A 14590-nucleotide genomic window follows, 5' to 3' on the forward strand; every position below is an offset into this window, starting at 1 on the left:
ACTGGATCATCGACCTCGGCCCCGGCGCCGGCCACGACGGCGGCCGCATCGTCTTCGAAGGCACACCCGCCGACCTCGTCACCACCCGCTCCACCCTCACCGGCGAACACCTCGCGGCCTACGTCGGCAGCGACTTGTCCCGCGGAGTCGCCCAGTCCCCCGTCATTCGATAACGGCTGTGCCCGCGCGATGACAGTCGTGCCCCGGCATGCCCCGCGTCCTGCTCTCGACGCGTGGATGCCGTCACGCTCGCCAGTGCCGTGCTGCCCGTCACAGCCGTACTGTGACGGGCAGCACGGCCTGCGGCGACGGCGGGAACGGCGGTGGTACGGGAGAGCTGCCGAACGCTGTGCCGCGCTCCCGGACAACCCCTGCCACGCCGCCGCCCACCGTTGGTGACCCGAGGACGACGCCCAGGCCGCCGCCGGACCCGACCCGACCTGACCTGACCCGCTCACCGAATGGCAGTCCCGGACGGAACTCCACCCGACGCTCGCCGGACTGGCCGCACTGGACCCGGAAAGCGCGGCCCGGCTGCGAGTCAGCCGGATGCGTACCCGCCGTCGGCGCTACCGGGGACGGCCGCGCCGCCGACGGACTCCCGCCGAGGCCTGAGCCATGGCAGCGCTCAACCCGCCGTGCCCGGCGCACGGTCCGCGGTCGGGGATCAGAACGCCGTGTGCGCGAACCAACGGTCGAGCACCGTGACATCTCCGGACACCTCGAAGGCGCCCTCCTGGTACGGCCGCCGCCCGTAGAGAAGCAGCAGGAGATCCCCCGCGCTCCCCCGCACCGCCGCCTGCGGCTCGGCCGCCACGGCGTCGGCTTCTGCCCGCGGCAGCAGGCGGAAACCGTCCGGTTCCAGCCGTATCCGCCACTCGTCACCGGTTCCACCGGACAGGTCCGTGGTCCGGAAGGCGATGGTCTCACCGCTGCCGTGCAGCTTCGTCACGCCCGGGGCGAAGAGACCCGCATAGCGCAGATTGACGAGGAACTCGTCCACCCCGTCCGCCGCCAGTGCCGGATCGATGTCCGACTCCCGGCCCACGGCACGCTCCGCGTCCACCCGGTGCACCAGCGTTTCGAACAGCATCCGCCGGGCCCAGAACCGCGCATGCTGGTCCTCGCCCCAGGCCCACATCGCCGCCAGAGGGTCCGTGTCCCGCAGCACCGCCGCCACACCGGGTACACCCGCCGCCACCCAGTCGGCATACTCCTGCGCACGTTCCGGCAGCCCCAGCTCCAGGTCTCGGCTGCGTGGCGGCTCCTGCACCAGCCGGGTCAGCAACGTGCCGAACCAGCGCTGCAGCGCCCCCACATGCCGGGCGAGCTCGGCCAGCGTCCAGTCGGGGCAGGAGGGCACGGCGGTCTCGGGGTCGGCGCCCTTCACCACCTCGGCGAAACGCAGTGTCTCTCGCTCGATCGCCTGTCGGTAGGTGTCGTACGGGAGAGGGTGCCCCGCCCGGCTTGTCGTCGCCATCTGCTCTCGCCATTCTGTGCTCGGCACGGATCTCGTCGCGATCAGTGTGGTGGCTGGAGCCCACTCGAAGGCAAATCCGTGGGGTCGGACCGGCGCGGCCGGCACGGTGTTCCCCGTTCCGCATGGTCAGGGTCGCCCGGTGGTGCGACGCTGGGATGAGAGGTGTCCGAGGAGGGGAACCCGGGAGGGCCGATGGGACGGGACGTCCCGGCGCTGGTCTTCACCCGCGAGGACCGCCGCCGGTACCGGAGCAAGATGCAGGAGTGTCTCGACGCGTTCGCGCAGATGCTGCGTGACTCACGGTTCGAGTCCGAGCGGCCCCAGGTGGGGCTGGAGATCGAGCTGAACCTGGTCGACGACGAGGCGGAGCCGGCGATGCGCAACATCGATGTGCTCGAGGCGATCGCCGACCCCGCCTGGTCCACGGAGCTGGGCCGGTTCAATCTCGAGATCAACGTTCCGCCCCGCCGTCTGACAGCGGGCGGCCCCGACGCCTGGGAGACCGATATCCGCACCGCGCTGAATCACGCGGACGAGCGCGCCGAGTCGGTCGGCGCGCATCTGGTCATGATCGGCATCCTTCCCACGCTGCGGCAGGAGGACGTCGGCGAGGCGGCGCTGTCGGAGAACCCGCGCTACCGGCTGCTCAACGACCAGATCTTCGCGGCTCGGGGCGAAGACCTGCGCATCGAGGTGGACGGCGTCGACCGGCTGCGTACCTACGCGGACACGATCACTCCGGAGGCCGCGTGCACCAGCACCCAGTTCCACCTCCAGGTGTCCCCGGAGGAGTTCGCGGACTACTGGAACGCGGCACAGGCGATCGCGGGGGTCCAGGTCGCGCTCGCGGCCAATGCGCCGTTCCTGTTCGGCCGGGAGCTGTGGCACGAGACCCGTGTCCCGCTGTTCGAGCAGGCCACTGACACCCGCCCGGAGGAGATCAAGGTGCAGGGGGTACGGCCCCGGGTGTGGTTCGGAGAGCGGTGGATCAACAGCGTCTTCGACCTCTTCGAGGAGAACCTGCGCTACTTCCCGGCGCTGCTGCCCCTGTGCGACGAGCAGGACCCCTCGCTGACGCTGGACCGCGGCGACATACCCGAACTGCCCGAGCTCACCCTGCACAACGGCACCATCTACCGCTGGAACCGCCCGGTCTACGCCGTCGCCCATGACAAACCGCACGTCAGGATCGAGAACCGGGTACTGCCCGCCGGCCCGACCGTCGCCGACACCCTCGCCAACGGCGCCCTGTACTACGGGCTCACCCGCGCCTTGGTGGAGGAGGACCGCCCGGTGTGGTCGCGGATGTCCTTCTCCGCAGCCGAGGACAACCTGCACATGGCGGCACGGCACGGAATCGAGGCGCTGCTGTACTGGCCCGGAATGGGTGAGGTTCCGGCGTCCGAACTCGTCCTTCGACGTCTGCTGCCGCTGGCGCACCGGGGGCTGGAGCACTCCGGCATGGACGCGGCCTGGCGGGAGCCGCTGCTCGGCATCATCGAGCAGCGGTGCGTCACCGCCCGCAACGGAGCGGTGTGGCAGAAGGAGATGTTCCACCACATCGACGACACCACCGAGTACGGCCGCCATGAGGCCCTGCGGCGGATGACGCGGCTCTACATGGACTACATGCACCTCAACGCTCCGGCCCACACGTGGCCGGTCGACTGAGCTGATCGACCGAGGCGGTCGTCCCCGCTCACTCGATCAGGGCACCCGAGAGGGCGTCTGCGCGCATCCGCATGCGCGGACGCCCGAGCGTGCGCAGGGTGAGAGCGACGGGTCGTGTGACAACGGTGAGGGGCGATGATCGTATCGGTGATTTCGATGCCGGATGGGGTCGTCACTCGCACTGACATGTCGGGCGCACGTGAGCGTCTCGCCGTGTCCGAGTTCCTGATCGTCGACATCGAACTGCCCGACGAGGACGTGCCGCACGAAAGCCGCTGGCCCGTCAGCTCGGTCTGGAGGCCGAGCATCTTCTCTGGTTCGGCAGGGCCGGCGAACCCACCGGGGCGGACTTTCTCGGGGACAGGGCAGGCTTCGTCGTACCCGTTGTCGAGGGCATACGGGTCTCGCATTTCCACGCCCTGGCGACCGAGCACCATCTGATCACGGTTCACCGGGGGGCGATCGGAGTGCTGGACAGTCTCACGCCGCGGCTGGGGTTCGAGAGGCCCTCGGATGTCGTGGCCGCGCTGTTTCTGCTGCTGGAGGAGGCCCTGGGGACCTTCCGACGGGCCGCGGTGTCGGACCTGTTGCTGGTGGAGGAGCTGGAGGACGAGATGTTCGAGCAACGACGTCCTGACCAGGTCTACCGCCTCACACAACTACGCCGACGCTCCGCCCTTCTTCATCACGCGCTGCTGCCCTACCTCCAGGTGACGGACGAGATCTTCACCCGGCGGATGATGAGCCGCGAATTCCCCGAGGAGCGCCAACGTCTCGCCCGTCAGTTCCAGCACGCGGGCAGGCTGGTGCTCACGGACATCGAGTCCCTCCAGGACGCCACCCGGCGCGCCTTCACCAGCTACTCCTCCCTCGTCTCCGGCGAGCAGAACGGCGTGATCAACCGACTGGCCATCGTGTCGGTGATCTTCCTGCCGCTGTCGTTCCTGACCGGATTCTTCGGCATGAACTTCACCTACATGACGGACGAGTTGGAAAGCAGAGTCGTGTTCTGGCTGCTGGCCGTCGGGTTGCAGATCGTGGTCGTCTTCATCGCCCTCTACGTGTTGCACCGCACCAAGCTCTGGCGGCGACTCCGTGACGAGAACGGCTCGGACGACCGGTGAATCCGCCCACGGCCGACCACCGGGTGTGAACCGACGCCTTCTCATTCGGGCGGGGCCGCCTCCGGCCGCTGACCGCCGCCGATGCCCTGCCGGTCACCGGTGCGTGCCAGGGCGCGGCGGACGGGGTCGCGGAACTCGCGGTCCACGCAGGCGTCGAGGAGAGCCAGTTCCCCGCGGACCGCGGGGAGGCGGTCGGGAGTCACGGTGCCGTGCAGGCCCTCCAGCAGGGCGCGCAGACGTCGGCAGATCTGCAGTGAGCCCCCGCCGTACTCGCGGATCTCGGTGACGGCGAGCTGGAGGTAGTCCTCCCAGCTCCGCCCCGGCACGGCCAGCCGCGGCCTGCCCCGGTCGTCGGCCAGCACATGGCACCTGCGCAGTTCGGTGCCCGCGACCGTGTACAGGAACGCCTCGATGTGGTCGAGGACCTGCACGGCCGTCGTGGGGTCGTTCACCGCCGGGGAGAGCGCGCGGATGGCGATGTCGACGAGGATGCGGAGAGCGAAGGCGGGGTCCTGGTCGATGGTCCGTTCGGCCCCCGTCGCGACCAGGCCGAGCAGCCGCCGCGGGCCGGGGGCCGACGTACCGCCGTACACCTCGATGAGGACGGCGCCCGGCGGTACGAAGTCCCCGACCCGGTGGGTGACCACGAGGACGCAGTCGTGGCGCAGAGCCGCCGCGCGCAGCCCCTGGACGTCGAAGGCCTGGATCGCCCCGCCCTGCTCGGACCGGAGCACCATGACCGGGGCGTCGTGCGGGAGGGCCTCGCCGTCGCGGGGCGTGGAGGCGCCCACCACGGTCACGCGGCGGCCCAGTACGTCCTGTCCCATACGACGGACCAGGTCGGCGATGGCCACCGGCCGGAGGTTGTGCGTGAACCGGTTGAGGTAGACGAGGAGCAGCACCAGGCTCACCGCGACCGCCAGGCCGGCCAGCGTGACCCCGAGGTCGGGGACGGAGTCCGGCTCGATCTTGCGCAGCAGGGAGAAGGCGAACGCGAAGGTGCCGGTGAAGGTGGCCAGCGTTGCCTTCTGCAGACGGTCCCGGTACCACAGGCGCATGTAGCGCGGGGACAGGGTGCCGGTGGCCTGCTGGACCACGAGGACGCCGATCGTGACGACGAATCCGAGCAGGCCGACCATGGCGCCCACGATGGCGGCCAGTACGCCGCTCGCGGTGGTGGCCGAGTACTGCCAGACGGTGGGAACCCACGACGCCGACTGCGCGGCGAACGCGCACTGCGCCAGCACCACCCCGAGGACGAGGCCGAGCAGCGGGACGATCCACAGACTGGCTCCGACGTATTGCCGCAGCCGGAACCTGGAAGCCCAGGAAAGCACGGGCAGCCTCCGGGATGCAGTCGGGTGAGGCCTCCAGCTCACGGTAGTGCCCGACGGGCCGGACACGCCCGCCCGGCTTAGCCTGAACGGGCGGGGCAGACCGTCCGGGCACCAGCGCATGCCGAAAGGGGCGCCGCAATGGATGACTACCCGATGATCGAGAACCACGGACTGATCGGGGATCTGCAGACCGCGGCGCTCGTCACCACCGACGGAACCGTCGACTGGTTCTGCTGCCCACGCATCGACTCACCCAGCGTCTTCGGCGCGTTGCTGGACAAGAACAAGGGCGGGCACTGCACGGTCCGGCCGACCCGCACCACCTACGCGACCAAACAGCTGTACCTGCCCGACACCGCCGTCCTGGTGACCCGGTTCATGACCGAGGCCGGCGCCGGCGAGGTCCTCGACTTCATGCCGGTGACCGGAACGACGGCGACGCCGCGCCACCGCCTGGTCCGCATGGTGCGGTGCGTGCGCGGCAGCATGACCTTCGAGGTCGACATCGCGCCGCGTTTCGACTACGGCCGCAAGCCCCACAAGCTGTACATCACCGAGCGTGGCGCGGTCTTCGCGTCCGACGGGCTGGAGCTGACGGTGCACCCGGTCCGTGAACCGGACGACGAGCGGCTGCTGCAGGCGCAGACGGACGAGGGCGACCTGCATCTGTCACTGACTCTGCAGGCGGGTCAGGAACGCGGGTTCGTCCTGGAGTCGTCCGCCGACGGGCCGCCCCGGGAGATACGGCCGGCGGAGTACCTGGAGCTCTTCGAGGACACGATCCGGTTCTGGCGGTCGTGGCTCGGCCAGTCGACGTACACCGGGCGCTGGCGGGAGATGCTGGAACGGTCGGCCGTGACGCTGAAACTCATGACCTACGCGCCGAGCGGCGGCCTGGTCGCGGCGCCGACGGCGGCGCTGCCGGAACAACTGGGCGGCGAGCGCAACTGGGACTACCGGTTCACATGGGTCCGCGACGCCGCCTTCTCCGTGTACGCCCTGCTGGGCATGGGTTTCACCGAGGAGGCCAAGTCGTTCATCGCCTGGCTGGGCGACCGGGCCGAGGAAAAGGCCGGCTGTGAGGGGGACACCGGGCCGCTGAACATCATGTACCGGGTCGACGGCTCCTCCGACCTCGACGAGGAGATCCTGGAGCACTGGGAGGGCTATGAAGGGTCCGCCCCGGTGCGCATCGGCAACGGCGCCGCGACGCAACTGCAGCTGGACATCTACGGGGAGGCGCTGGACAGCGTCTCCTTCGCACACCGGCACGGCATGCCCATGGGGCACCGCGGCTGGAAATCCCTGCTGACGATCCTCGACTGGCTCGCCGACCACTGGGACCGGGCGGAAGAGGGGTTGTGGGAGACGCGCGGCGGCCGCCAGAACTTCACGTACGGACGGGTGATGTCCTGGGTCGCGTTCGACCGCGCGATGCGGCTCGCCGCGGACAACGGCCGGCCGAGCGCGATGGGACGCTGGAAGGCGGCGCGGGACGAGATCTACGAGCAGGTCTGGGCGCGGGGCTGGAACGAGGGGCGGGCGGCCTTCGTCCAGCACTACGGCAGCGACGTGCTCGACTCGTCGCTGCTACGCATGCCGACCGTCGGCTTCCTCTCGCCCGAAGACCCGTTGTGGGCCTCGACACTGGACGCGATGGAGCAGGAACTGGTCAGCGACAGCCTGGTCTACCGGTACAACCCGGAGGCCTCGCCCGACGGGCTTCGTGGCTCCGAGGGCACCTTCTCGCTGTGCACGTTCATGTACGTCGACGCGCTGGCGCGCGCGGGGCGCACCGACCGGGCCCGGCTGGTGCTGGAGAAGATGCTGGGGTACGCCAACCACCTGGGCCTGTATTCGGAGGAGATCGATCCGACCGGGCGTCAGCTCGGCAACTTCCCGCAGGCCTTCACGCACCTGGCTCTCATCGACGCCGCCATCACGCTCGACAGCGCGCTCAACGCCCGCCGTTAGGCGGCGCGGGGCCGAGGAGGATCAGGGTGTCGCCCTCCGTCGGCGTGACCGGCCGCGTCTCCGTGGCCGGCTCCAGTCGGCCGTCGGGCCGTACCACGAACAGCGTGTCGTGACCCGGCGGACGTGCGCCGGATGCCGGCTGGACCACGAAGCGGGCGCCCTGGGCGAGGCGCTGGGTCAGGGTGTGCCGGACCAGGTGGCGGCCGAAGAGGACGTCGCCCTCGGCGTAGGGCGCGACCAGGGCACGGCTGTCGGGTGGCGGACCGATGCGGAGGACCGGCCCGTCGACACCGTCGCGTACGACGACCGAGGCGAGGACGTTGAAGTCGTCGTCGTCCGTGAGGAGGAACACCGCTGTGACGCCCTCCAGCGGGGCGTCCGGATCGGTCGCGGTGGCCAGCAGCTCTCCCCCGGCCAGCTCGATGCCGGCGTCCCTGATGCGCTCCTGTTCCTCGGCGGACCCGGCCCACATGAGGACGTCGAGTCCGGCCGCCCGCAGCGCACGGGCGAGGTCGATCACCCAGGGGGCACCGCCCACCAGGAGGGGCCGGGCGCGCGCGGACCGTACGACGCCCAGGTGCGCGGCCACCGCTCTCGCCGTGAGTGCGTAGACCAGCACGGTACCGACGACCACCAGGAAGGTGACCGGCAGGATCTTGTCGGCGCCTTCCAGTCCCTTGTCGACGAGGGCGGCCGAGAACGTGGCGGCCGTGGAGGCGGCGATGATGCCGCGGGGCGCCATCCAGCCGACGAACGCGCGTTCCCCCGCGCCCAGGTCGGTGCCGGCGGTGGAGAGAACGGCCACCAGGGGCCTCAGCAGCAGGACCAGCACGGCCACGATCGCGAGGGTGGGGAGCAGAACGGGGACGACGGCCTTCGGGGACACCGAGGCCGAGATGGAGACGAACAGCAGCCCGATGACGAGCTGGACGAGCGTTTCGAAGAACGGCCGACGCGCCGGCATGTCGAACCCCGGCAGGTTGGCCACGGTCATACCGGCGACGATCGCGGCGATCAGCCCGGTGTCGTCGTACACCATGTCGCACGCCGCGGCCACCGCGATCACCGTGGCCAGCTGAGCGAGCGTGCCCAGCGTCTCGCCGAGCCGCAGCACACGGAGGGTGAACCACAGCAGGACGCTTCCGACGGCGCCCCCGGCGAGCCCCAAGGCGATGCCGCCCAGGAAGTCGGCGAACCGGAAGCCGTGCCCGGTCCGGAATCCGCCGGAGACGACGGAGTGGAAGACGACCACGCCGAGGATGCCGCCGATCGGATCGATCAGGGCTCCTTCCCAGACCAGGACCCGTCGCACCCTGTCGGCGGGCCGGACGTGGTCGAGCAGCGGCTCCACGACCGTCGGCCCGGACACGACGATGATCACGCCGATCATGGAGGCCACGGCGAGAGGCACGCCGAACAGGGCGGGGCCCAGGGCAATGAGCGTTCCCCAGGTGAGGAGCACGCCCAGCAGGATCAGCCGGACGACGGTGCGCCTGGTCGCACCCCTGAGGTGGCGCAGGTCGAGTGCGAGGCCGGAGTCGTAGAGGATCACCGCCACCGACAGCGACACCAGCGCGGAGAAGTCGGGCACCAGCTTGTCGGGGTCGATGATGTCCGTCAGTGCTCCCGCCGCGAATCCGACCAGCAGGAGCACGATGATCGCGGGGATCCGCAGCCGGCTCGCCAGGATCTGGGAGCCCACCGCGAGCACGACGGTCAGCCCGAGGCCCAGCAGGATCCGGTCCTCGGTCACCGTCTCCCCACCCCCGGACGGCTCCCTTGCCGCACGGGCCCCCGAAGGTCAGGCCTCGTCACCCGCACCGCCGCGCCGCAGGTCGGCGTCGGTGAGGGAGTCGAGTTCGCCATGCGTGTCCAGCCAGTACAGGTACGCGACGGCGGGGAAGACGAGCACCACGGCCACGAGCGTGACCAGCATCAGCCAGCGCATTGTGGTCGGGGCGCCCGCGCCCTCGGACACGGTCAGCGAGACCGGGACCAGATACGGCCGCTGCGCCATGCCCCAGGCGAAGATCCCCGAGGCCACCGCGACGACGGCCGTGACGCGGGACCACCGTGCGTCGGCCGTGCGCAGCAGCAGCCAGCCCGTGGCGAGCGCGGCGACGGCGGCCAGGACGACGAGGACGAGCCCGACGCCGCGCGTGAGGCCGTGCCACACATGGGGTGCGTCGTCGTGCGTGACGAAGAGCATGACCACCGTCAGCACGGCGACCACGGCGAGGGCCGCGAGCGCCCGCCGCCGGAAGTAGCCGTCGAGGTCGGGGGCGGTGAAGCGGCGGGCGTCACCGGCCAGGAACACGGCCCCGAGGAACGCCGTCATGCCGATGGCGAGCAGCCCGAAGAGGAGGGAGGTGGGGTTGGCCCAGTTGTCCGGCGATGCCGCCGTGCCCGGGGCGACACGGCCGGAGGCGATACCACCCACGGCGGCGCCCAGGAAGAACGGGGTGAGGAGCGAGGCGATGGCGAACACCGCCCCGTACAGGCGCCGTCCGGCCAGCCTGCGGGCGGGCTTGCGCAGGGCGAAACCGGCGCCGCGCAGCACGATGCCGACGGCCGCGAGGGCCAGGGGCAGCCACATCGCGGCGAACACGGTCTGGAAGAACACGGGGAACCCGGTCCACGTGATGACGAGGACGAAGATCAGCCACACGTTGTTGACCTCCCACACGGGGGCCATGGCGTGGTCGATGAGCCATCTGGGGCGTTCGCCGCGTTCGGCTCCGCCCGCGGTCAGGTCCCAGAAGCCCGCTCCGTAGTCCGTGCCGCCGGCGCAGGCGTAGGCGGCGATGACGAGCAGCAGTACGAGGGCGACGAGGCCGGCGACGGTCACGGTCGGTCCTCCCCGGAGTCGGACGGCCCGGGGGCGCTGCCTGCCCCCAGGGTGGAACGCGGCCCGTAGGGGGTTTCCGTCTCCGGCGCCGCCGCCGTCCTTTCCGCACTCCCCGCCTCGTCGGCGAGCCGCCACTGGGTGCGCATCTTCAGCAGGATGACGAGGAAGGACCCGAAGACGAACACGTAGACGGCCACGACCAGGCCGAACATGGTCCACAGAGCGGGGGCCCTGGTCGGGGTGACCGCCTCGGCGACCCGCATGTACTGGTAGACGATCCATGGCTGGCGGCCCACCTCGGTGGTGATCCAGCCGCATTCGACGGCCACGACGGAAGCCACGCCCGCGCACGCCGCGCCGCGGAAGAACCATGGGGAGGCCGGCAGCCGGCGGCGCCACAGCCACATGACGCCGTACCAGAGGGCGAGCAGGAGCAGCAGGGAGCCGATGCCGACCATGGTGTCGAACGCGAAGTGGGCGATCGTGGCCTGGGTGGCCGTCGGCCGGTCGTCCGCCGCCACCGACGTCAGGCCGGTGACCTGGGTGTCCGGGCGGAAGCCGGCGAGGATGGAGTCGAGCTGCGGGACCTTGATGCCACCGGAGATCGTGCCGTCGGGGTGCAGCCGGCCGAAGAGGTACTCCGGCACATGAGTGTCGGTCTTCCAGACGATCTCCATCGCGGCGAACTTCACCGGCTGTTTGTGGAACACCTGCCGGGCGATGGAGTCGCCCAGCATGAACTGGATCGGCGTGAACACCGCGGCGAGCGTGAACGGGACCGTGAAACCGAGCCGGTGGTACCGGTCGCGGCGGCCGCGCAGCCAGCCCACGGCGTAGACGCCCGCCGTGACGTAGCCCGCCGTGACGAACATCGCCACGACGAAGTGCCAGTACTCCGGGCCGAAGATGGGCGTGAAGATCGCCTTCCGGACGTTCACGTCCACGGGGTTGCCCGCGGAGTCGAGGCTGAAGCCCCGGGGCGTGTTCATCCACGAGTTGGCGGCCAGGATCCCGAAGGCGCCCAGCAGGGCTGTGAAGGGCAGCGGCAGCGCGAGCAGGAAGTGGGTACGGGAGGGAAGTCTCCGCCAGCCGTAGAGATAGATGGCGATGAGGACCGCCTCCAGGAAGAAGCCCCACCCCTCGACCCCGAAACCGAGGCCGAAGACATCGCCCCACCGGCCCATCATGCCCGGCCACAGCAGCCCGAACTCGAACGACAGCACGGTGCCCGTGACGACCCCGATCGCGAACTGGACCGCCATGACCGCCGACCAGCGCCGGGCCAGCAGCAGGGCGGTCGCGTCGCCGCGGCGCAGACCGTAGCCGTGCATGATCAGCGTGATCAGCGGCAGCGCCACGCCCAGCGGCACCAGGATGATGTGCGTGACGAGGGTGAAGGCCATCATCGATCTGGCCGGGAGCGTCTGCGGCGGCGCGTCCGCCAGCCAGGTGAGCATCGTGTGCATGCGTGTCTCCCCGGGAGCCGGTGCGAGGGCGGTCAGCCGCCGGTGGCGAAGCCCGGGAAGAGCGTCATGCCGCCGTCCACGTAGAGGGTGGCTCCCACGACGTAGTCCATGAGGTCGGAGGCGATGGCGACGACCGCGTTGGCGATGTCCTCGGGGTCGCCGACACGGTCGTACGGGATGAGCCGAAGGAGGTCGCGTTCGGCGTCCGGCGTCTCCCAGGCGGCGCGGTTGATCGGCGTCCGGATGGCCCCGGGGGCCACCGCGTTCACCCGGATCTTCATCGGCGCGAGTTCCTGGGCCAGAGTCTGCATCATCAGCAGCACGCCGCCCTTGGAGCTTGCGTAGTTGACGTGCCCGGCCCAAGGGATGATCTGGTGGACCGAACTCATGCAGATGATCTTGCCTGCGGCGCGCGACACCTCGGGGACGACCCCGCGGCGCAGGAACTCCTTGGTCGCCTCACGGGCGCACAGGAACTGCCCCGTGAGGTTGACGTCCAGCACCTTCTGCCACTGGGCCAGCGTCATGTCCGTGATCGGGGCGTCGCGTTGCAGTCCGGCGTTGGCGACGAGGATGTCGATGGTCCCGAACTCGGTGATCATCCGGTCCATCATGGCGACGACCTGGTCTTCCTGGGACACGTCCGCCTCGTAGGCCGCCGCACGCACCCCGAACGCCTTGATCTCGTCGACCACCTTCTCCGCTTCGTCACGGCCGGCCACGTAGTTGACCACGACGTCGGCCCCGGCCCGGCCCAGTCCGATGGCCGTCGCCTTGCCGATGCCCGAGTTGGCGCCGGTGACCAGCGCTTTCTGTCCCTTGAGCAGGTGAGCGGGAATCACGCCCTGCGACGCACTCTCGGTGGCACCCACGATCGACAGCCTCCTCCGCTGCGTGACTCCGGTCCGCCCGGACCGCTGTCCGGGCAGGTCGTACGCCACAGAATCACCGCGGAGGGGAAGCGGCGAGCGGGACGTGTTGGCCTTGGGCCGCCTGGCTGATCATCTTCGCCCGGCCGGAGGCCGCTGCCCGACGGCGGTCAGCCGAGGCGCTCCAGAATGTGGTCGCCCACCCGCAGGGCGTTGGCGATGGCCGTCAGGGAGGGGTTCACCGCGCCGATGCTCGGGAAGAAGCTGGTGTCGACCACGTACAGGTTGTCCAGGTCGTGAGCCTTGCAGTTGACGTCCAGGGCCGACGTGGCCGGGTCGTCGCCGAACCGTACGGTGCCGGCCTGGTGTGCGGTGGCACCGATCGGCATGCCCTTGTGCAGGTAGATGCTGCGGGAGAGCAGATGGTGCTCGTGCATGCCCAGATGGCCGAGCATGTGCTGGAGTTTGTGCCGCAGTTGGGTGAGACCGGCGATGTTGTTGGACTCGTCGAGGGCGAGGTGGATGCGGCCGTCACCGTCCAGGGTGATCCGGTTGTCGGGCTGCGGCAGGTCCTCTCCGCACAGCCAGAAGTCGACGGCGTGATGGGCCATCACCTCGAAGGGCATGTCGGGTGTCACCGCGCCCGCCCAGCGCGGCGCCTCACCGTGGATCTGCTCGGCGTCCGACTTGCCCAGCATCTGGATCCCGCCCAACGGGTACTCCCAGTCGTCCGCACCCAGGTACCAGTCGTGCAGGGCGAGGGTCTTCTGGAACAGGGTGTCGTTGGGCTCCTTGGACACGGCCATCAGGGCGAGGTTGTTGTGGCGCATGTAGTACCGGCCGACGACGTCGGAGCTGTTGGCCAGACCCCGGGGGTGCTGGTCGTTGGCCGAAGCGAGCAGCAGGACCGCCGAGTTCACCGCCCCGCACGCGACGACGACGATGTCCGCGGAGTAGCGGACCTCCTCGTCCTCCGCCAGCCGGGCGACGACCGTGCTGACGCTGCGCCCGTCCGGGCCGGTCTCCAGCCGGACCACGTGTGCGTCGGTGACCAGTTCGACCTCGGGGTACCGCAGGGCCGGCTCCACGCAGATCACCTGCGCGTCGGACTTGCCGCGGACCAGACAGGGGAAGCCGTCCACCCGGTCGCAGCGGATGCAGACGCTCGACCGGGTCGCCCGGCCGCTGTCGTCCTGGCTCAGGTTGACGCCGATCGGCAGATGGAAGGGGTGCAGGCCCTGCTTCTCCAGGTCGTCGCTCAACTGCTGGATACGCGGCTCGTGTTCGACCGGAGGGTAGGCGTACTGCCCGCTGACCGGGCCTTCCCAGGGGTCCTCGCCGTGCCGTCCGTGCACCAGGTAGAGGTGCTCCGCCTGGGTGTAGTACGGCTCCAGGTCCTCGTAGCGGATCGGCCAGGCGGGAGAGACGCCGTCGTGGTGGCGCAGTTCGCCGAAGTCCTCGGGGCGCAGCCGGAAGAGCGCCGCGCCGTAGAACTTGGTGTTGCCGCCCACGTAGTAGTTGACCTCCGGCGGGAATTCGCGGCCGTGTGCGTCGAGCCAGAACTCCGGCGCCCGGTACTTGCCCTTGACGAAGACGGCCGTGGAGTCCCAGTTGTCACGTTCGCGCGGCAGGAAGCCGCCGCGTTCGAGGAGGAGCACCCGCTTGCCGGAGGGAGCGAGCCGGTGGGCGAGCGTGCCGCCGCCGGCTCCGGTACCGATGACGATGACGTCGTAGTGGGTGGACGCGCCCAAGAGGACCACCATCCTTGCGCTCGCGGCCCCGCTTGTCCCAGGGACACCTGTCGGTGCGCGCTGCGGGAAC

Annotated in this window: 10 protein-coding genes; 3 read left to right on the forward strand and 7 right to left on the reverse strand. The window is 70.2% G+C overall.

Annotated features, from left to right (window positions below):
* Positions 1-667 precede the first annotated feature (667 nt).
* Positions 668-1480 carry a maleylpyruvate isomerase family mycothiol-dependent enzyme gene (locus ACIPSA_RS38000; protein WP_402643298.1) on the reverse strand — a complete coding sequence of 271 codons (813 nt, stop codon included), beginning with the start codon at positions 1478-1480 and terminating at the stop codon, positions 668-670.
* Positions 1481-1672: 192 nt separating this feature from the next.
* Here ACIPSA_RS38000 and ACIPSA_RS38005 point away from each other — a divergent pair, with 192 nt between their 5' ends.
* Positions 1673-3151: a glutamate--cysteine ligase gene (locus ACIPSA_RS38005; protein WP_402643300.1), complete on the forward strand. Its 1479-nt coding sequence runs from the start codon at positions 1673-1675 to the stop codon at positions 3149-3151.
* Positions 3152-3444: 293 nt separating this feature from the next.
* Positions 3445-4275 carry a CorA family divalent cation transporter gene (locus ACIPSA_RS38010; RefSeq protein ID WP_402643818.1) on the forward strand — a complete coding sequence of 277 codons (831 nt, stop codon included), beginning with the start codon at positions 3445-3447 and terminating at the stop codon, positions 4273-4275.
* A 41-nt stretch (positions 4276-4316) separates the two neighbouring features.
* Here the strand turns inward: ACIPSA_RS38010 and ACIPSA_RS38015 are convergent, their stop codons facing one another.
* Positions 4317-5612, reverse strand: coding sequence for a DUF2254 domain-containing protein (locus tag ACIPSA_RS38015; protein ID WP_402643302.1), 1296 nt, complete (start codon positions 5610-5612; stop codon positions 4317-4319).
* A 138-nt stretch (positions 5613-5750) separates the two neighbouring features.
* On the opposite strand from ACIPSA_RS38015, the gene ACIPSA_RS38020 reads away from it, so the two are divergent.
* Positions 5751-7586, forward strand: coding sequence for a glycoside hydrolase family 15 protein (locus ACIPSA_RS38020; RefSeq protein ID WP_402643305.1), 1836 nt, complete (start codon positions 5751-5753; stop codon positions 7584-7586).
* Here ACIPSA_RS38020 and ACIPSA_RS38025 read toward each other — a convergent pair.
* From ACIPSA_RS38025 to ACIPSA_RS38045, 5 genes are all read right to left on the reverse strand, one after another.
* Positions 7570-9339, reverse strand: coding sequence for a cation:proton antiporter (locus ACIPSA_RS38025; RefSeq protein ID WP_402643307.1), 1770 nt, complete (start codon positions 9337-9339; stop codon positions 7570-7572). The genes ACIPSA_RS38020 and ACIPSA_RS38025 overlap by 17 nt on opposite strands.
* 48 nt (positions 9340-9387) lie before the next feature.
* Positions 9388-10434, reverse strand: a complete 1047-nt coding sequence (locus ACIPSA_RS38030; RefSeq protein WP_402643310.1) for a cytochrome d ubiquinol oxidase subunit II — start codon at positions 10432-10434, stop codon at positions 9388-9390.
* The gene (locus ACIPSA_RS38035; protein ID WP_402643312.1) at positions 10431-11900 is read right to left on the reverse strand and encodes a cytochrome ubiquinol oxidase subunit I; all 1470 of its coding nucleotides are present in this window, start codon (positions 11898-11900) and stop codon (positions 10431-10433) included. The genes ACIPSA_RS38030 and ACIPSA_RS38035 overlap by 4 nt, the downstream gene beginning before the upstream one ends.
* Positions 11901-11932: 32 nt before the next feature.
* Positions 11933-12727, reverse strand: a complete 795-nt coding sequence (locus ACIPSA_RS38040) for an SDR family oxidoreductase (RefSeq protein ID WP_402643821.1) — start codon at positions 12725-12727, stop codon at positions 11933-11935.
* A gap of 212 nt (positions 12728-12939) precedes the next feature.
* Complete coding sequence (locus tag ACIPSA_RS38045; RefSeq protein ID WP_402643315.1) at positions 12940-14520, reverse strand: GMC oxidoreductase; 1581 nt, start codon at positions 14518-14520, stop codon at positions 12940-12942.
* Positions 14521-14590: the final 70 nt, after the last annotated feature.

The sequence above is a fragment of the Streptomyces sp. NPDC086549 genome (assembly GCF_044746205.1).
Taxonomy (GTDB): domain Bacteria; phylum Actinomycetota; class Actinomycetes; order Streptomycetales; family Streptomycetaceae; genus Streptomyces.

Bases quoted from the DNA above. Each gene is read 5' to 3' on its own strand.
- ACIPSA_RS38000 (WP_402643298.1), bottom strand. From the start codon at position 1,480: ATGGCGACGACAAGCCGGGCGGGGCACCCTCTCCCGTACGACACCTAC.
- ACIPSA_RS38005 (WP_402643300.1), top strand. From the start codon at position 1,673: ATGGGACGGGACGTCCCGGCGCTGGTCTTCACCCGCGAGGACCGCCGC.
- ACIPSA_RS38035 (WP_402643312.1), bottom strand. From the start codon at position 11,900: ATGCACACGATGCTCACCTGGCTGGCGGACGCGCCGCCGCAGACGCTC.
- ACIPSA_RS38020 (WP_402643305.1), top strand. From the start codon at position 5,751: ATGGATGACTACCCGATGATCGAGAACCACGGACTGATCGGGGATCTG.